The following is an 18,393-nucleotide window of genomic DNA, read 5'->3' as shown; positions in this document are numbered from 1 at the left end:
ATCCCCCTTTATTTTGTTTGATGTGCATCCCATAGACCCAGCAGATACATAATGCCAAGTGCACGGTCATATAATCCGTATCCCGGTCTGCATTCCTCGTTCCAAATATGGCGTCCATGATCTGGGCGCGCATAGCCGGTGTAATTCTGCTGTGAAAGTTCTTTGACTACTCCATTCAAATCAATCGATCCGTCTTGAGTGTAATGGGATGTCTCGATGAAGTCCCCATTATCAAAAATTTTCACATTGCGGAGATGCGCAAATGGCGAGTGCTTGGCATATTTCGAGGCAAGATCCACCATATCGTTTTCCGGATTGGCTCCCATCGAACCGGTACAGAACGTAATCCCGTTTGAAGGGGAATCAGAAATGGATATGAGTTTTTCCCAGCTTTTTTCACCTGTCATGATGCGCGGCAATCCAAAGATCGACCAGGGCGGATCATCCGGATGGATTGCCATTTTGATGCCGCTTGCTTCTGCTGTCGGCAAGATCGCTTTCAAGAAATAAGCTAGATTTCCCCATAACTGCTCTTCGTCCATGCCTTCATAGGCTGCAAACAATTCTTGGATACGGGCCATTTTTTCCGGCTCCCATCCCGGCAACGTCAAATCAGAAGAGGAAGCAACGGTTTCGATCAGTTCGGCAGGATCTAGGGATTCAATCTTCTGCTTTTCGAAAAACAGCGCTGTTGAGCCGTCTGGCAGCGGGTGATACAAAGAAGTACGAGTCCAGTCAAAAATTGGCATGAAGTTATAGCAAATTACTTTGACTCCCGCTTCTCCAAGATTGCGGATGGTTTCCTTGTAATTTTCAATATATTGGTCCCGTTCCGCATTCCCCAATTTTATCGATTCATGAACGTTGACGCTTTCTACGACGTCCGTATGGAATCCGAATGATTGAATATATTCCACTTCCGAGCGGATTTCTTCCTTAGACCAAACTTCTCCGGCCGGTTTATGGTGAAGCGCCCAAACAATTCCTTTTGTCCCTGGAATTTGTTTGACCTGTTCTAATTGGACGCTGTCATTTCCTCGTCCGTACCAACGAAACGTGATATTCATGTAACCGCTCCTTTTAAGATAATTTGCTTAGATAATCCTTCACTAATTGGCTCACTGCTTCCTCTCCAGATGCCCGGTATGTCTTCGTCAAGTCGCTGCCGATTCCGACCGCTACTGCACCGGCATCCAGCCATGCATTCATGTTGTTGATGTTGATGCCGCCTGTCGGCATAATGCGCACATTCGGAAGAGGCCCGTTGACCGAACCGATAAAGGAAGGCTCGAAGCCATTTGCAGGGAACAACTTCAAAATGTCGCAGCCCCATTCGGTTGCCTGAACCATTTCTTTGATCGTCATACAGCCTGGAAGATAAGGCGTGCTGTAGCGGTTGCACAAGGTTGCTATCGCTGGATCAAAGTGAGGGCTGACTATGAATTTTGCACCGTGCAATAAAGCATGGCGCGCCGTCTCTGCATCCAGGACCGTCCCGGCGCCGATCAACGCTTTTGAACCGGCCAGCTTTTCAAACACGCGCGCAACATTCGGTGTAGTGTAAGTCAGCTCGATCGCTTCAAGGCCGCCTGCAATGGCAGCTTCTGTAATCTCAAAAGCTTCTTCAGCATCTTTCCCGCGAATAACTGCAACGATTTTCGAACCGAGCAATCGCTGGTAAATCTCCATTTTAGGAATCATGTATTTGCCCCTTATTCAAAGACAACTAGTGCTTTACGCACTTTGTCCGGATTTTTTTCAACAAACGAGAAGGCTTCCTGAACATCAGCCAACGCAAACTTGTGAGTAGTGAGTCCGTCTGACTTTAGCTTTCCGCTATTCAGCAGTTCCACTACTTTGCCGAACTGATTGGTTTGGAGCCTTGACCCCACAACCGTAACTTCTTTTTTGGTAATCGGCAATTGCGGGATAGCCGACGGCCGTTCATCAAATCCTAAAACCACTACGTATCCGGCAGGCGATACCAGATCGATGCTCAATTCTACAGTTGCCGGCAAGCAGACTGCATCAATAACAACGTTCGGGCCTTCTCCATTCGTCAACTCGAGAATTCGTTCTTTTACAGATTCATTGCCGGCATTGATCACCACATCCGCGCCGCTTTCTTTCGCAAAAGCCATGCGCTCTTCGCTCAAATCAGTCATATAGACAGTTGCCCCGGCAATTTTTGCAAGCTTCAAAATACAAATGCCTATTGGTCCGCACCCCTGTATCAAAACTGTGTCTCCAGCTTCTACATTGCCGCGCCATACAGCCTGAGCGCCAATTGTATAAGGTTCCGCCAAAACTATTTCATCCCAGCTCAACTCTTTGTTCACTGCATGAAGCTGTTTTTCAGGCAGAACTGCGTATTCTCGCATGCCCCCATCTTCATGGACACCAAAAACAGACAGTTTTTCACAGACATTCGGACGGCCCTTGCGGCATGCATAGCATTCGCCGCAGTAGTTGATCGGTTCAACAACCACATGGTCTCCTACTTTCAAACCCTCCACCGAGCTTCCGACTTCCACAACTTCACCGGCTACTTCATGCCCGACAATTCTCGGATATGTAGCCAGCGGGTTAGTACCGTGGTAAATATGCATATCAGAACCACATATTCCTACACGCTTAATCTTTACCAGCACTTCATCATTTTTTTGGATTGTCGGGCGTTCCTGTTCAATAATTTGCAGTTCGTGCGCTGTGGGAACTTGGACAGCTTTCATAAAATGACCTCCTTATTCAAATAGACTCGGCAAGAACAATGTAATTTGCGGAATAAATGCAACCAGCATCAAAACGGCCAAACTTACACCTAAAAATGGCAGAAGCTCTTTCGCTGTTTTCCCAATAGAAACTTTGCCGATTTGAGAAGCGACAAAGAGACAAACCCCGACCGGCGGTGTAACCAGTCCGATAACTAGATTCAAAACCATCATGACTCCGAACTGGATCGGGTCCATTCCGATTGTAATTGCGACTGGCAGAAGAACCGGGAACAAAATAACCAGAGCCGCAATAGTTTCCATAAATGTTCCGACAAACAGCAGGAGCAAATTGATCAAAAGAATGACGATAATAGCATTTGTCGAAATACCTAAAATCGACTCTGCCACCAATTGGGGAATCTGTTCACGCACCATAATCCAGCCGAATAGGTTTGCAAAACCAACGAGCAGCATGATGGAAGCAGTGGCTGTCATAGATGACAACATAATCTCAGGTATTTTTTTGATGGGTAATTCTTTATATACAAAAATGCCGATAACAAAAGCGTAAAGAACGGAAACAACCGCTGCTTCAGTCGGTGTAAAGAATCCTCCTAAAATCCCATAAAGTATGATGACAGTCATCAATATTGCCCAGAAGGCACCCATGAAACTTTTCCAGATTGTCTTTAGCGATTGTCTCTCGCCTTTGGGGTAGTTTCGTTTTACTGAAATAAAATAGGTTGGAATCATCAATCCCAGCCCTAAAAGAATGCCAGGAACTGCACCCGCCAAAAACAAATCGCCAATCGATAACGAAGCAAGCGTCCCGACAATAATCATCGGCAAAGAAGGCGGGATAATCGGGCCGACTGTGGAAGAACTCGCCGTTACTGCTGCTGAGAACCCGGCTCCATAGCCTTCTTTTTTCATTGCAGGTATTAAAATTGATCCGATGCTCGCAGTATCGGCAAGAGCAGTTCCTGAAATTCCTGCAAACCCCATTGAAGCCCCTACGTTTGCGAGGCCAAGACCGCCACGAATATGGCCAAAAAGGTCATTCGCAAATTTGATGATGCGTTCTGTAATGCCGCCCGCATTCATCAAGTTTCCTGCCAGGATAAATCCTGGTATACATAGGAGTACAAATGAATTCAAGCCGCCGAACATGCGCTGCGGGATGATATTGAGTGGTATGTCAGCAAGGAAAAGATAAAGCAACGAGGCAAGCCCTAAGCTGAAAGCGACGGGAACACCTAAAAAGATTAGTACAATAAAAGATAAAAACAGCATAGTAGCCATTAGTAATCATCGCCTCCATAGTTCTGGCTGTAATCTTGCTTGTTTTTCAACAGGTCGATAATTTTTATCACTGCATAAAAAAGTATGAACACACTTAAAATCAGCAATGATGCATGGACCACCGACATCTGGAATGGCAATGTTGCGGATCTTTGGTTGCTGCCAAGCAACGTGAAGCCATAAGCTTCTCTTGCCATTACCAAGCTCAACAAAATAATTGTGGAATAAATAAGCACTTCATAGTATCTGCGGAAGTTATCAGGCATTTTATTGAGGAGCATGTCCACATTGATAAATTCATTTCGCATTAATGCTAAAGGGGCGCCAAAGCTTATTCCATAAAGAAATAAATAACGCGTCAATTCTTCCGTCCAGATAAATGAGAATGGAGCGAAACGGGAAATGATTTGAATTGTAACAACAATAATGACACCCGAGAAACTGGCAATCGTTAAGAAAGCGAGCGTCCGGTCTATCAATTTTCGGAACAGCGACATTCCTTTTCACCCTTTCCTAATGGAAAGGCACGATTGGCTAATCAGCCAAAGGTGCCTTACTCAAATATTATTCAACAGCTAAAATTTGTTTGTACAGTTCCAATTGTTCAGGTGTCAAAGCAGCTTCGACAGCAGGAGTCATCGCTTCACGGAATGCATCTTGGTCAACATCCACAAATTCCATTCCTTCATCCTGCAATTCCTGTTCAATCGTTGAAATTTCTGATTCATATAATTCTTCTCCGTATGTCTGAGCTTCGGCAGCAGCATCTTGGACAACTTGCTTTAATTCATCTGAAAGCGCATTGTATTGTTCGTTCCCTACCAAGATGTAAATCCATGAATATACGTGCTCTGTACGGTTTACGTAATCTTGGACTTCAGCCAATCCACCGCTTTGGATCAAGTCGACCGGGTTTTCCTGCCCATCAATAACCCCTTGCTGTAAACCAGTAAAGACTTCATTGAAATCCATTACTTGCGGGGATGCGCCAGCAGCTTGCCAAACATCCAAGAACAACGGCACGTTTGGTACACGCATGCTGAACCCATTTAAATCAGCTGGAGATGTGATCGGCTCATTCGATGTTAAGTTACGCGGTGCCCGCGTATGGTAGTAGAGTGCAGTCAATCCCGCTTCATCGCTGATTTCCTGTTTGATCTGCTCACCGATTTCCCCTTCAACTACCGATTTAACATGCTCTAAATCACGGAAAGCATAAGGAACTGCCATCAATGCGGCGTTTGGAGCCCAGTTTTGCAAAGTTTCTCCAGAGATTACCATATCTGCACTTCCAGCTTGGATTGAGTTGATGGTATCTGTTTCTCCACCTAGCGAATTGTTCGGGTAAATGGTGATTTCCATTTGTCCATCTGAGTTTGTTTCTACTAATTCCTCGAATTTTTGAGCTGTTTTATGCCAAATATGGTTTTCGTCAGCCAAATGGCCAAACTCCCATTTGATAGTTTCTCCAGACCCAGAACCGCCTTCACCTTCACTTGCATTATCAGAACCGCATGCCCCTAAAACTAGAACTGAAGCGAAAATTCCCGTCAACCATTTCTTCTTCATGTTATTCTCCCCTTTAAATATAGTGTATTGCTTTATCACCACTCGAAAGCTTATGCTTTCAAGTAATCATACGTTGCTGCTGCAATCTGAACACCAGTTTCCCTATTGTGTTCTTCGTTTCTTTGTTCGATTTCTCCGGGAACCAAGACGCTTGTGAAGCCTTCCGCCGGAGGAACTTTCCGTATTTCCTGGATCATTGCATCCATTTGCGTTAAAAAGCTTTCCAAATCCGTGAAGGCAGAGGGGTTTATGGCACAGAAGTAATGGCCCAATTTTCTTTTCTTATCCAGATCACCATACATTTTGTTGATGTGTGGTCCAAAGGCCATTCCTGCAAGCAATCCAGAAAAGATATCAACTATCATGGACAGCCCCGAGCCTTTAGGGCCTCCGAACGGTGATAAGGAAACCACCTTGGCTGGATCGGCAACGGGAGTTCCTTGTTCATCCACCCCCCAGCCTAAAGGAATTTCTTTGCCTTCTGCTTTATGCTGCAAAATCTTCCCTAATGCGACATTGGATGTTGCCATATCCAAAATGAATGGCTTTTCCGATTTTGCCGGCACCCCATAGGCAATCGGATTGGTACCCAGAAAAGCTTCTCTGCCTCCAAATGGTACAACGATTTTATCTGTATGGGTCATCGCGATACCGATCAAGTTGTGTTTGGTCGCCTCTTGGACAAAATAGCTGAGTGCACCGCAATGGCTGCTGTTCATGGCCGTCACCATTCCAACACCGTTCTCCTTTGCCATTTCAATAGCATGGCCCATTGCAGCATCCGCTATCACATGGCCAAAACCATCATTTCCATCAACAATACCGGTCACCGGCCCTGTTGATCTGAAAGAAATTTCCGGTTTAGGATTGATGCCTCCCGCCTCCAACCTGCTTATATAATGCTCTGTCCGCAAGGCACCATGAGAGTTAACACCGCGCAAATCGGCATGGATCAGAATTTGAGCTACTTTTGCAGCATGTTCGGATGCTACTCCTGATCTGATCAGTTTCGCTTCAATCAAACTTTCGACTTCCTCAAAAGGCACTTTGACCGTAGTCATGGCTTCTCTCCTATTCTAAGTTGATCTATTGCTTGTCAAGATTTCATAAAACACTTCCCTAGAGTATTGCTGCAGACAGCTACCGTTCCACTACTCTCTTGTTGCTTACAAAGTCCTTGACTTCTTCCAAGTATGGAAGGCCTTCATTATCGCCTGTCACAGTAGTTACTAGTGCTCCTACACCGTTGGCGAACTTGAGCAAATCGGCTTCGGTCAAATCATTCAATATTCCGTAAATATATCCTGCATCAAAGCCATCACCTGCACCAACCGTATCAATCGGTGTCACGGAAAAACCTGGTGATTCGGTCCAGTTTCCATTCCTGAACAATTTCGAACCTTTTTCGCCATCTTTGATTACAAGATCACGAATCCCAAATTTCTTCACGTACTCAACTAATTCTTCGATTGTTTGTTTTCCGGATATTAGCTGGATTTCATCAAGGCCGGTCAGTAAAATATCGACTTCCGGCAGAACGGTTTCATAAGCTTTTCTTGCTTTTTCGATACTCCACAGCTTAAGGCGGATATTCGGATCAAACGAGATAAGGATCCCTTTTCGCTTGGCAATTTCAATTATTTTTTGCGCAACCAGCAGGTTTGCTTCTCCGATGGCCAAGTAAACACCGGTCAAATGGACCACGTCGATGCCTTCGAACATTTCCTCGGATATATCATTTGCTCTAAGCTCCACAATAGGTGAAGGATTCCGGTAGTAGTATGTTTTTCCAGCCCCGTTTGCATGAATTTCCTTGAAATTCAGCGATGTTGGAATTCCTTCAACAAACTCGACCGCTGAAACATCAATCCCTTCTCCACGCGCGAAGTTGTAGATTACTTTTCCAAATTCATCTTTTCCAAGGCGGCTTATCCATCTGCTTTTCAAACCTAGACGCGCGCATCCGATTGCGAAGTTCATCTCAGCTCCGCCAACTTTCCGCTCGAATTGGTCCACATAGCGCAACGGCCCTGTCGTTTTAGGATTCATTGTAATCATGGCATCCCCAATTGTTAATACACCATAATCCTTAGGCAAGTCGTTTCCCTCCAGTGGCTTTATATTGACTCTCTTTCGATCAACACAGGCGAATACCTGCTTTCTGCATAAACTTTGTTGATTTTTTTACTTACAATCATTTGCAGCAGTAATTCAGCCGCGTCTTTCCCCATCTCAAAAGTTGGCTGCTTTATGACCGATATAGGCGTAGTCGCAATTTCCAAAAATGGCGAATCGTCTATTGTGATTATGCTAATGTCTTTTGGCACAGCAAGATTGTTTTTTTTAACGAATTTCAGCAGTTCAATCAACGCTAAATCGTTTGTAGCAAAAAAAGCATTCGGACGATTGTCTCTCTCCCATAGAACTTGCAGTTTCTCTTTGATCAAATGCCGTTCCTCTGCGACAATCCAATCTGCTTCATTGACAAGGCCATTCGTTGACAGCGCTTTCTTGTATCCACTTATGCGTTCGACACGGGGAGTGACTTTCTGGGCTATGGATGTTGATACAAGACCAATTTTCTTTCTTCCTTTTTCAACCAACTTTTCGACGGCTGTTTTCGAAGCGCTTACATTGTCGAGTAAAATCGTCGGATAAATCGGTTCATCTATCATTCGATCGACAAAAACGATAGGAAACTCTTCTCTTTTCAACTGCTTGTAATATTCTTGATTGCCGTTGGTAGGAAAAATTATGAGTCCATCAACTTGTTTTGCCAGCAGCATATTAATATAGAGGCGTTCTTTTTCAGGTTGGTCGTCTGCATTGCATACGAACAAATGGCAGCCGTTTCTTTCACAGACATCTTCAATCGCTCGAATAATTTCCGTCGAGAATGTGTGCAGGATATTCGCTACGATTACGCCAATTGTACCGGATCTCTTTTGCTTCAAACTTTTTGCGACGTGATTTGGTATATAGCCGAGTTCTTTAATCGCTTCTTCCACTCTCAGTTTGGTCGAAACACCCATAAACTCATACCGGTTATTGATATATTGTGAGACCGTACTTTTGGAAACACCTGCTTTTAACGCTACATCTTGCATAGTTGTTTTTTTCATGGGCTCTCCTCACAAAACCGGTTTAGTAAATCGATTTAGTAAAATCTTAAATGAAAGCCTTTTCAAAGTCAATGGGTTAATTATAAAAATTTAACTTTATAAAATATTGCGAGTTCTCTATTATTCCTACTTGCCATCTTTTTTATTCTGTTGGAGCCGGTTTTTTTCATTTTTTAAAAACAAAAACCGTTCAAGCGAAGGCTTGAACGGTTACCATTAATCTTGATTTGATGATTTGATGCGGTAACGGGAGTCGTTTTCAAGTTTATTGAATATCTCGATATAGCGTTCCGCCTGCCCGTCCACTTCTTCCGGCGCTTCTTCAGCCAGTACATCTGCCAACGGTTTAAACTCCGGTTCAACAATACGGGAATCAAAATCATCCATCAAAATCTGCAGGTCGCTATAGTTATCAATTTCCTTATCTTTTTTTACCTCCTGGAAAAGTCTGTCGCTTTCTTCTTCTGTCAACTCTACATATCCCACTGTAATTCGCTGCTTATGCATGTTTTGTCCTCCTAGTTCGAGTGCTCTCCAATTTTCTTTTCTATACCCGCAAGAAGAAGCTGGATAAACCTGGATTCAAGAACGGAATACACTAGATGGACTCTTCTTTTTTCGATATGATAGAAAGAAGAGAAATCTCATGAACCGGAGTGATAAGAATGCGTGTCGCCATATTTGATTTTGATGGAACGCTGTACTCAAAAGAAACTTTTCAATTGATGATGGCCCATCTGAAAGACCATCCCGAGCACAATGCCCGCTACCGCCAGTTTTTCCGGAACATTTTACCCCCATACATTGGAAGCAAGCTGAAAATCTATCCTGAGAAGAAAATGCGGGCCCGATCTGTCCAAGCATACTTGTCCGCTCTTGAATCGTTTTCCCAAAGAGATCTTGAAAACTTCTTTCGTGAAATTGCCGATAAAATGCATGGGGACATGAATCAACGTGTAGTAGAACGCCTTGGGCAGCATGTGGCAAACAACGATCATGTAATGCTGGTGTCAGGCGCTTTTGTACCTCTTTTGCATGCGGCCACGCAGCATATGCCGATCAAGACGATTATCGGCACTGAAATCCCATATAAAAATAATATATTGGATCATAAAGCATCGATATCCCATATTCAGGGAGCGTTAAAAACAGAAAAAATAAAAGAAGCCCTGCAAGGAAAGGATATCGATTGGAAGAATAGCGCCGCCTACGGCGACAGCCATTCCGACTTGCCTGTACTGGAACTAGTCGGCCGTCCTGTGGCTGTTCAGCCAGAGCCCCGCCTCCTTACTGTGGCAAAACAGCGAAATTGGGAAATCATATGAAAACAGAGCGCTGCAGCTGCAGCGCTCTATTTGTTTTCTTCACCCAATACTTCTATGCAAATCCTTATCCCATGGGCTAAATCCTCGTGCGACCAGCTTGGAATTTTCCCGTGCTGAATCGCCAGCTCATGGGAAGCCGGTATATGGATAAAACCAGATGGCATTTCCGGTTTTTGCGTTTTTGCGTAATGCAAGCCCTCATACATCACATTGTTACATAAATATGCACCAGCTGTATTGGAGATTTCTGCCGGCAAGTTGTCCGCTATCAACCGGTCCACCATTTTGCGGATAGGCAATGCCGACAAATAACCCGGTTCCCCTTCTTCCCTAATCGGTTCATCAATAGGCTTGTTGCCTTCGTTGTCTACAGGACCGTCTTTGAAGTTGATCGCAATGCGTTCTGGCGTCATTTTGAAACGGCCTGCGGCCAAGCCAAGCGAAATGACGGCTTCAGGCTTTATTTCCTCAATAAAACTTAAAAGCTTAGAACCCGAAGTCCCAAAATCCACCGGCATGATTCTGCCAATCACTGTATATCCCCCAATTTCCATTCCGTCCAATTCTTCTACAATGCGCATTGTCGGATTTACCGTAAAGTCCAAAAACGGCTCAAATCCAGTTAAAAGTAACTTTTTCACCTTATCCCCTCCATATAAACCTTATTATACGATAATTTTCCACTAGAAAGCCAGAATAATTGAAATAGATAAAATTCATTTTGCCGCTATATTAACCTTCACAAAAGAAATCTCATCTGTTAAAATTCATTTTAACGAATAAATATCCATAAATATCTTATTGGGGGAAAAACTAATGAAAATGAAAAATACTTTTATCGCAATGTCCGCTTCGTTCACTTTACTGTTAGGGGCTTGCGGCAGTACAGAAGAAAGCCAAACAGGTTCAGAGGGCGCATCAGAAGACAAAGTGTTGGAAATGGCGACTTCTGCGGATTTCGCACCTTTTGAATCACGCAATCCGGAAGGCGAATTTGTCGGTTTTGACATTGATCTTGCCAATCACATTGCTGATGAACTCGGCTATGAGTTGAAGATTACTGATATGAAATTCGACGGTTTGATCGGGGCACTGCAAAACAACCGTGTGGACATGGTACTTTCTGGAATGTCAGCTACTGATGAACGCAAAGAAAACGTTGATTTCTCTACAGAATACAACCGTTCAGGGGAAATTTTCATTACTACAAAAGATTCCTCTATCAAATCCCTGGAAGATTTGGAAGGCAAGACTCTTGGAGTCCAACTCGGCTCTATTCAAGAAGAAGGGGCCAACCAAATCAAAGCTGATGAAGGCATCAACTTCGAAATCAAAGCACTTGATGAATCGGGCGCTTTGATCCAGGAACTTTTGAGCAACCGCGTTGATGCAGTTTATATGGACAAAGCAGCCGGATTCGGCTATACCGAAGCCCAGGACCTGGCACATTTTGATGATCCAACAACAAGTTCACCGGGTATGGCTGTAGCTTTCCCTAAAGGAAGCGAGTTGGTGGATGATGTTAATAAGGTCCTGAAAGAAGCTGAAGAAAGCGGCAAACTCCAGGAATTGAAAGACAAGTGGCTGTCGGAAGAATTGACTGAATAACCATCATTATTATTTTGGAAAAGAGATGTAAACTATGAATCTGGATTTCTCGCAAATGGTGCCCTATATCCCCTTCATGCTGGAAGGGATATGGGTTACATTAAAATTTGTTTTCTTCGCCATTATTTTGGGAGCCATTTTCGGCACCCTTTTGGCGCTTTGCAAAATCAGCCATATCAAACCGTTAAGATGGGCTGCTGACGCGTATACTTCTGTATTCCGCGGAACGCCGCTCATCCTTCAGCTGATGATCATTTATTATGCTGTTCCGCAATTGACAGGTTATGATATCGATGCATTTTTAGCCGCCATTTTGGCATTCGGGCTAAACTCGTCAGCCTATATTTCTGAAATTATCCGTGCTGGAATCCAAGCGGTTGACAAAGGGCAAATGGAAGCCGCGCATGCTCTTGGGATTCCATACCGGGCAATGATGAAAGACATCATCTTGCCGCAAGCATTGAAAAATATACTGCCTGCATTGATGAACGAATTCATCACACTAACAAAAGAATCCGCCATCGTGTCGACCATCGGCTATTTGGACTTGATGCGCCGCGCGCAAGTGGTCGGAGCTGACTTGTTCCGAAACTTCGAACCGCTGCTCTTTGTCGGCGTCATCTACTGGTGTCTCGTCATGGGACTAACAGTGATTGGAAGAATGTTCGAACGGAGGCTGAAAAAAAGTGATTAAGGTAGAAAAACTGCATAAAAGTTTTGGCAATCACGAGGTTTTGAAAGATATCACGACTGAAATCAAAAAAGGCCAAGTGGTTTCGATTATCGGTCCTTCCGGATCCGGAAAATCTACGTTTCTTCGCTGCTTGAACTTGCTTGAAACACCGACATCCGGAACCATATGGATCGACGGGCAGAACTTGATGGAGTCAACTAAAGAAAACCAGAAAGTCCGTCAGCAAATCGGCATGGTGTTCCAGCATTTTCATTTGTTCCCACACATGACTGTGCTTGAAAACTTGACGTATGCGCCAATCAAAGTAAAAGGCGAAAAAAAAGCGGCTGCGGAAGAAAAAGCGCGGGCTTTGTTGAAGCGGGTGGGCTTGGCGCCTAAAGAAAAGGCTTATCCGAGCAGCTTGTCCGGCGGCCAGAAACAGCGTGTCGCCATTGCGCGGGCGCTTGCGATGGAACCGGAATTGATGCTGTTTGATGAACCGACTTCAGCACTCGATCCTGAAATGGTTAAAGAAGTGCTTGATGTTATGAAAGACTTGGCAAAATCCGGAATGACGATGGCAGTTGTCACCCATGAAATGGGCTTTGCGCGTGAAGTGGCAGACCGTGTCTTGTTCTTGGATCACGGTGTTTTGGTGGAGGAAGGCAACCCAGTTGAATTCTTCAACAATCCAAAAACAGACCGTGCCCGGGATTTTTTGGAGAAGGTATTATAAAAAGACCCGCTATAGCGAGAGCTTTAGCGGGTCTTTTCCATTTCATGCAAATATTCATGTATATACCAGCCGATATCTGCAATGATTTCCTGGCCTGTATGGTTGTCAGGCAGGTCACCTAGCAAAACCGCGACATATACTTTCTGGCCGCTCAACTCAATCATCCCAACGTCATTGACCACTCCGCTCAAGCTTCCTGATTTGCTGGCAATCGAAACCTCGCTGTCTTCATCAATGCGTCCATGCAAATTGGCGGTCAATTGCTGCTGCTTTAATGTATGGATCACTTGCTGCCTGCTCTTTTTTGCCAATGTTTTTCCCGTGTCAGCTTCTTTCAAGCAAAGGACCATGTCTCTTGCTGAAGTAAAGTTGTCCAGCCCTTTTTCAGCTGCTTCTAAATCCATGAACTGGCGCCCCAATACCGTATTAGTACAGCCAAGCATTGCAGTGAGTCCATTGATATTTTCCATGCCTAAGTGTTTGATCGCCAAGTTGGAAGCGGTATTATCCGATACAATGGTCATCAGCATTAGAATGTCGTGCACCGATAACTCGCGGACCGACTCTAAATGCGCAAGGATGCCGCTTCCTCCCACCAATTCTTTTTTGCTCAAGCTGATTCGGTCTGTCCCGCTGATTATGCCGCTGTCGATCTGTCGATAACCTTCAAGCAGAATAGGTAATTTTATAACGCTCGCGGCCTTCATTTTCCTGTCTGGATTGATAGTTATGGATTGCCCTTCCGTTTCGATAAAGAGACTGCCGATGCCATCAATTTTTAAAAGCCGCTCTTCGATTTTCTGTTTCAAGGTGTTGAACGCCATCTCCCCTTCTCCTTTCATAAATTGATTGATTCAACATTTTGCAGAGAAATCCTTCAAGCCTATCTCCTTTTAAACTTTCTAATAATTCAGTATAATGGAATCAGAAAGAGATTGCCTTCCTTCTCCACGGTCTTAAAGCAATTTGTACAGGAGGTTATCCATCATGGATCGTGCGCGTGCATTTCCTAAAGAAGTTGTCCGCCAATTGGATGAAGATTATATTGCTGCCCTTAACATGATCGGTGAAGGCGGCCCTGAATATGCCGCTTTCGAGGAAGACGATCTGCTGGAAGAAGTTAAACGTGAAGAAGCAAAGGCTAAAGACCTCCAATAATGATCTCTCGCTCACCTTCCAGAAATGGAAGGTGTTTTTCACGGCAAGAAAAAATCCCCTGTTCTTCTGAACGGGGATTTTACTGTCAGTCCATCAAATCTGCCACAATCTCATACGAGCGCAGCCGGTCTTTCTGATGGAATATTTGTGAATTGACGATCACTTCATTGGCTCTCGTTTTCAGGATGAAATTTCTCAGTTTATCACGAACGACATCCGGAGTTCCAACAATCATCGATTCTGTATCGAGTTTTTCACGGAATATTGAGATTTCCCGGTCTGACCAAGCGTCCTCTAACCGGTCGATTGGCGCTTTCAGCATCGTCGGCATGCCACGCATAAGCGCGAACATTTGCTGCTGCTGGGAAGTTGCCAGCCATTCAGCGCGTTCTTGCGTGTCTGCTGCAATGACATTGACCCCCACCATTGCATATGGTTCTTCTAGAACCGAAGACGGCTTGAAGTTTTGATGATAAAGCTGCAGCGCCTGCATGGTGTAATCCGGTGCAAAATGGCTGGCAAACGAAAACGGCAGTCCTTTGAAAGCGGCAAGTTGTGCACTAAATCCACTAGATCCCAGCAGCCAAAGCGGAATCTTCAAGCCGGCCCCCGGATAAGCTCTGACACGCGCTGACGCAGTGCCGGAAAAGTACTCTTCAAGTTCCGCCACTTGTTCCGGAAAATCATCACCGCTGCTCTGCAATGTTCTTCGCAGTGCATATGCTGTCGCCTGATCGCTCCCTGGAGCCCGTCCTAAACCTAAGTCAATTCTCCCAGGATAAAGGGTCTCAAGCGTACCGAATTGCTCGGCAATCACCAATGGCGCGTGATTTGGCAGCATGATGCCACCTGAACCGACACGTATGGTTTTTGTGGCGCCCGCTATATGTCCGATCAATACAGATGTCGCGGAGCTTCCTATTCCCGGCATATTGTGGTGTTCAGCGAGCCAATATCGAGTAAAGCCCCATTTCTCCACGTGCTGCGCAAGTGCTGCGCTGTTTTTGAACGATTGCGCCGCATCGCTTCCTTCATTTACCGGAGCCAAATCCAGGACCGATAAAGGTATATTTTCAAATTTCTTTGGTTGCATGCTCTTCACTCCCTATCTTTTTCATTGTAGCGATTTTTCCAATTTGATACATGTATTCTGCTTATACTTCATCATCTAACATATATATAGAAAAGTTTTATAAAATTTAGACAATTTTATATACTTTTTGATAAAAATCGATTAAGCTAGAGTTCAATGGAAACCATAGCGTTTCCGGCTGCAGTTGCCACAAAATTAAATTTCCAGTTTTTATAGACTCTTCATTAAAATTCCCGCCATATATCAATTGGTTGAATGTTACAGACAATAGCGCTGTTAGCAAAGCCGGAAAGAATCCAATATCATGGACATCTTTTCGGCTTTTTATGCTTTTGGTCCGTTATTCCGTTTTCCAGTATTTCAGATGATAAACGGTTTTATCGATTCCCTGAAACGAATCCTTAACGATTTTCCAATCCAGCTGATTTCTCAAAGAAAGGAAGCGATCTCGTTGAATTATTTCGTAGACCATAAAAAGAAGCGGATTCATAAGAAGCAGTACGCTGGGGATCGCTGCGGGTTTGTAGGAACTCCAGCGGATAAAAGAGAGTTTATTGATTGCGAGAAATATATCGAACAGCTGGAAAAACAGGAAGCATATGAAAAATGCCCTTACTGCCAGTCGCTTCAATTGACAGTGAATCGGCACTCTGAAGTTCAAGCATAATGGAAAGGGGAACAAAGGCATGTCCGAAAAAGAGCGGATTACTCAAACAGCCATTAAATTCGCTGGATTGATGCAGGCTAATTTCAAGCTACAAGCCCATAAATGCCAGATCATCAGAAATCGGAAATTCACTATTTTTGCGGACCAAATGTTCTTACCTTTTACGCTGGACTCGGCCATTTCTTTTGAGCAGCTGACTGACAACGGCTCTGCCTGCAACAAAGCAGAAATCCTTCTTTTGCCCGAAGAACTTCCGGCTTTCTCTTTCACTTTAAAAGAACATGCCATTCCATTGCCAACCGATTGCCATCAGCATTTGACGGTAAACCTCCGGCTTGTTTCCTATTACATTGAAACAAGGGAACCTCCTGAACATTTTGCCAGCCGCCTTTCCGCCGCTTTTGAAACCATCGAGCCGCTTCAAGGCCATGCTATATCACTTTACTAAAAAAATTTTCAATTCTATGTTTAGACCCCTGAAATTCGGGAATAATCTGTATTGGTTATAAAGGCAGCGGATGATACTTTTCGAGACGGAGATGAAAGTTCAATTATGTTAGTTCGATACAAGAAATCATGTGAAAAAATCGCTATGGGACTGTTGTCTTTTATGCCCAAAGAGCGTGAACTGAAGAAACTAAAAGAAACAATGAATATATATCAGACGAATCCAAACTGGCATCTGTTCCTTTGGAAAGAAGGAGAAGCTTTTGTCGGACTAGTCGGCATAGAAGTAGATGAAACGCACTTTACGCTTCATCATATTTCAGTGAATCCTTCTTTCCACGGCGAAGGAATCGGCCATGCCATGGTCGAAAAAATCCAGCAATTGATGCCGGATCGTGAAATGCGCGGTACGGATTTTACGGAAGCTTTCTTGAAAAAATGTTCTGAAGCAAAACTGGCGTTAATATGATCGGTTTCTCATAAAGGACTCCATTCAAACCGGAGCCCTTTTATTTCGAAAATTTATGGCTGGTTCAATAAATTAATTTTTTCTACTATTTCAATTTTTCTGTTGCACTTTTGCAAACTTTACTTTAAGCTTAGATATATTAAGTGCACAGACAATTTCATAGCTTATTTCTTATCAAGAGAGACGGAGGGATTTGGCCCGGTGAAGTCTCAGCAACCAGCCTGAATAGGCCACGGTGCTAATTCCAATAGGCATGCATATGCTTAGAAGATGAGAAGGATGCTTACCGTAACAGGGGCTTTCTTCTATTGGAGAAAGCCCCTGTTTTGTCTTTGTAAAAACCTAAAAAAGAAAGTAGGAATAGTTCATGACTGTCATTGCCACCCAAGCACCGTTTAAAGCAGATCACGTAGGAAGTTTGCTCCGCCCAGATTCAATACATAAAGCCCGGAAGGATTTCAAGGAAGGCAGCATTTCAGCCGAACAATTGCGTGAAGTGGAGACAAGAGAAATCAAGCGTATTGTGGACAAGCAAATCGAAGTAGGTCTTCAAGCCGTAACCGATGGCGAATTCCGCCGCACTTTCTGGCATACAGACTTCATGGCCCACATCAATGGTTTTGAAGGATATACGCCTGATCATGGATACAGATTCAAGCATGTTGAAACCGAAGCGTATGATGTCCGGAATATCGGAAAAATTTCTTTCTCTTCGGAGCATCCTTTTGTGAAAGATTTTATCGAGTTCAAGGAAATTGTTGGAGACCGCGCTGTTGCAAAACTGACGATTCCTAGCCCTAACCAATTCTTCAACGAAGGCATTCGGGATGTCAACTTGTATCCCGATATCGAAGTATACGCACAAGATGTAATCCAGGCTTACCGTGATGCTTTCCAGGCTTTCTATGATGCTGGCGCACGCTATATCCAGCTGGATGACGTTTACATTGCTGGGCTTTCATCGCCGGATATCCCTTTCAATGATAAACAGTATCCACGTGAGTATTTGATCGATTTGGCATTACGGGTAGCGAATGGGGTGTTGGAAGGCAAACCTGAAGACTTGAGCGTGACTACTCATCTTTGTCGCGGCAACTACCAGTCTGATTGGGCTTTTGAAGGAAGCTATGCCTTGATCGCACCGACGTTGTTTGCAAAAGAAAAAGTGGACGGCTTCTTCTTGGAGTATGACGATGAACGGTCAGGCAGTTTCCAACCGCTTGAACACATCCCTAAAGGTGGCGCTAAAGTGGTGCTTGGCGTTTTCACTTCCAAACATGGTGAATTAGAAGACAAGGAACTTATCAAATCCCGCATCGAAGAAGCAAGCCAATACGTGCCGCTTGACCAAATATGTTTATCGCCGCAATGCGGTTTTGCTTCTACCCATCACGGCAACATCTTGACTGAAGAACAGCAATGGAACAAATTGAAATACATCGTTGAACTTTCCAAAGAAATTTTGCCAGGCTAAAGAAAACTCCCTTTTCATATAATTGAAAAGGGAGTT

At 44.1% G+C, this 18,393-nt stretch carries 22 protein-coding genes and 1 riboswitch; of the genes, 9 read left to right on the top strand and 13 right to left on the bottom strand.

Annotated features, from left to right (window positions below; translation table 11 throughout):
* Positions 1-8 precede the first annotated feature (8 nt).
* From uxuA to FQV30_RS05240, 10 genes are all read right to left on the bottom strand, one after another.
* Entirely contained in the window at positions 9-1,067 is a 1,059-nt protein-coding gene (gene uxuA, locus FQV30_RS05285) for a mannonate dehydratase (RefSeq protein ID WP_146499066.1), read from the bottom strand.
* Positions 1,068-1,080: 13 nt separating this feature from the next.
* Complete coding sequence (locus tag FQV30_RS05280; RefSeq protein WP_146499065.1) at positions 1,081-1,701, bottom strand: bifunctional 2-keto-4-hydroxyglutarate aldolase/2-keto-3-deoxy-6-phosphogluconate aldolase; 621 nt, start codon at positions 1,699-1,701, stop codon at positions 1,081-1,083.
* A gap of 11 nt (positions 1,702-1,712) precedes the next feature.
* Positions 1,713-2,732, bottom strand: coding sequence for a zinc-binding alcohol dehydrogenase family protein (locus FQV30_RS05275; RefSeq protein WP_146499064.1), 1,020 nt, complete (start codon positions 2,730-2,732; stop codon positions 1,713-1,715).
* A gap of 12 nt (positions 2,733-2,744) precedes the next feature.
* Positions 2,745-4,016, bottom strand: a complete 1,272-nt coding sequence (locus FQV30_RS05270; RefSeq protein WP_146499063.1) for a TRAP transporter large permease — start codon at positions 4,014-4,016, stop codon at positions 2,745-2,747.
* Positions 4,016-4,513 (bottom strand): TRAP transporter small permease, encoded by a 498-nt coding sequence (locus FQV30_RS05265; RefSeq protein WP_146499062.1) that lies wholly within the window; start codon positions 4,511-4,513, stop codon positions 4,016-4,018. The genes FQV30_RS05270 and FQV30_RS05265 overlap by 1 nt, the downstream gene beginning before the upstream one ends.
* 67 nt (positions 4,514-4,580) lie before the next feature.
* Positions 4,581-5,585: a TRAP transporter substrate-binding protein gene (locus tag FQV30_RS05260; protein ID WP_146499061.1), complete on the bottom strand. Its 1,005-nt coding sequence runs from the start codon at positions 5,583-5,585 to the stop codon at positions 4,581-4,583.
* Positions 5,586-5,635: 50 nt separating this feature from the next.
* Entirely contained in the window at positions 5,636-6,646 is a 1,011-nt protein-coding gene (gene allD, locus FQV30_RS05255) for an ureidoglycolate dehydrogenase (RefSeq protein WP_146499060.1), read from the bottom strand.
* Between the two features lie 79 nt (positions 6,647-6,725).
* Entirely contained in the window at positions 6,726-7,682 is a 957-nt protein-coding gene (locus FQV30_RS05250) for a sugar kinase (RefSeq protein WP_146499059.1), read from the bottom strand.
* A 20-nt stretch (positions 7,683-7,702) separates the two neighbouring features.
* Positions 7,703-8,707 carry a LacI family DNA-binding transcriptional regulator gene (locus FQV30_RS05245; protein WP_146499058.1) on the bottom strand — a complete coding sequence of 335 codons (1,005 nt, stop codon included), beginning with the start codon at positions 8,705-8,707 and terminating at the stop codon, positions 7,703-7,705.
* Between the two features lie 216 nt (positions 8,708-8,923).
* A complete protein-coding gene (locus tag FQV30_RS05240) occupies positions 8,924-9,214 on the bottom strand; it encodes a hypothetical protein (protein WP_146499057.1) in 291 nt (96 codons plus the stop codon).
* A 158-nt stretch (positions 9,215-9,372) separates the two neighbouring features.
* Between FQV30_RS05240 and FQV30_RS05235 the strand changes: the two genes are divergently transcribed.
* Positions 9,373-10,032 (top strand): HAD family hydrolase, encoded by a 660-nt coding sequence (locus tag FQV30_RS05235; protein WP_146499583.1) that lies wholly within the window; start codon positions 9,373-9,375, stop codon positions 10,030-10,032.
* Positions 10,033-10,058: 26 nt separating this feature from the next.
* Here FQV30_RS05235 and FQV30_RS05230 read toward each other — a convergent pair whose 3' ends face one another.
* Complete coding sequence (locus FQV30_RS05230) at positions 10,059-10,673, bottom strand: pyroglutamyl-peptidase I (RefSeq protein WP_146499056.1); 615 nt, start codon at positions 10,671-10,673, stop codon at positions 10,059-10,061.
* Between the two features lie 175 nt (positions 10,674-10,848).
* Here FQV30_RS05230 and FQV30_RS05225 point away from each other — a divergent pair, with 175 nt between their 5' ends.
* From FQV30_RS05225 to FQV30_RS05215, 3 genes are read left to right on the top strand one after another with little or no spacing between them, the layout of a single operon-like run.
* Complete coding sequence (locus FQV30_RS05225; RefSeq protein WP_146499055.1) at positions 10,849-11,640, top strand: ABC transporter substrate-binding protein; 792 nt, start codon at positions 10,849-10,851, stop codon at positions 11,638-11,640.
* A 34-nt stretch (positions 11,641-11,674) separates the two neighbouring features.
* Positions 11,675-12,334 (top strand): amino acid ABC transporter permease, encoded by a 660-nt coding sequence (locus FQV30_RS05220; RefSeq protein WP_146496108.1) that lies wholly within the window; start codon positions 11,675-11,677, stop codon positions 12,332-12,334.
* Positions 12,327-13,049 (top strand): amino acid ABC transporter ATP-binding protein, encoded by a 723-nt coding sequence (locus tag FQV30_RS05215; protein WP_146499054.1) that lies wholly within the window; start codon positions 12,327-12,329, stop codon positions 13,047-13,049. The genes FQV30_RS05220 and FQV30_RS05215 overlap by 8 nt, the downstream gene beginning before the upstream one ends.
* Before the next feature lie 23 nt (positions 13,050-13,072).
* Here the strand turns inward: FQV30_RS05215 and FQV30_RS05210 are convergent, their stop codons facing one another.
* The gene (locus FQV30_RS05210) at positions 13,073-13,873 is read right to left on the bottom strand and encodes a serine hydrolase (RefSeq protein ID WP_186725532.1); all 801 of its coding nucleotides are present in this window, start codon (positions 13,871-13,873) and stop codon (positions 13,073-13,075) included.
* A gap of 163 nt (positions 13,874-14,036) precedes the next feature.
* On the opposite strand from FQV30_RS05210, the gene FQV30_RS17880 reads away from it, so the two are divergent.
* Positions 14,037-14,207: a hypothetical protein gene (locus FQV30_RS17880; protein WP_186725531.1), complete on the top strand. Its 171-nt coding sequence runs from the start codon at positions 14,037-14,039 to the stop codon at positions 14,205-14,207.
* An 85-nt stretch (positions 14,208-14,292) separates the two neighbouring features.
* On the opposite strand, the gene FQV30_RS05205 is transcribed toward FQV30_RS17880, so the two are convergent.
* Entirely contained in the window at positions 14,293-15,300 is a 1,008-nt protein-coding gene (locus tag FQV30_RS05205) for an LLM class flavin-dependent oxidoreductase (RefSeq protein WP_146499052.1), read from the bottom strand.
* Between the two features lie 451 nt (positions 15,301-15,751).
* Between FQV30_RS05205 and FQV30_RS05200 the strand changes: the two genes are divergently transcribed.
* The 4 genes from FQV30_RS05200 to FQV30_RS05185 all read left to right on the top strand — a co-directional run bounded on the left by FQV30_RS05200 (position 15,752) and on the right by FQV30_RS05185 (position 18,357).
* Positions 15,752-15,967: a hypothetical protein gene (locus FQV30_RS05200; protein ID WP_146499582.1), complete on the top strand. Its 216-nt coding sequence runs from the start codon at positions 15,752-15,754 to the stop codon at positions 15,965-15,967.
* Positions 15,968-15,986: 19 nt separating this feature from the next.
* Positions 15,987-16,415, top strand: coding sequence for a DUF1259 domain-containing protein (locus FQV30_RS05195; protein WP_146499051.1), 429 nt, complete (start codon positions 15,987-15,989; stop codon positions 16,413-16,415).
* Positions 16,416-16,520: 105 nt separating this feature from the next.
* Positions 16,521-16,883 carry a GNAT family N-acetyltransferase gene (locus FQV30_RS05190; protein WP_146499050.1) on the top strand — a complete coding sequence of 121 codons (363 nt, stop codon included), beginning with the start codon at positions 16,521-16,523 and terminating at the stop codon, positions 16,881-16,883.
* A gap of 168 nt (positions 16,884-17,051) precedes the next feature.
* A riboswitch (SAM riboswitch) is annotated at positions 17,052-17,160 on the top strand.
* Between the two features lie 90 nt (positions 17,161-17,250).
* Positions 17,251-18,357: a 5-methyltetrahydropteroyltriglutamate--homocysteine S-methyltransferase gene (locus FQV30_RS05185; RefSeq protein WP_146499049.1), complete on the top strand. Its 1,107-nt coding sequence runs from the start codon at positions 17,251-17,253 to the stop codon at positions 18,355-18,357.
* Positions 18,358-18,393 lie beyond the last annotated feature (36 nt).

It is taken from the genome of Planomicrobium sp. CPCC 101110 (assembly GCF_007859395.1).
Classification (GTDB): domain Bacteria; phylum Bacillota; class Bacilli; order Bacillales_A; family Planococcaceae; genus Planococcus.
This window is presented reverse-complemented; position numbering and strand designations above follow the sequence as displayed.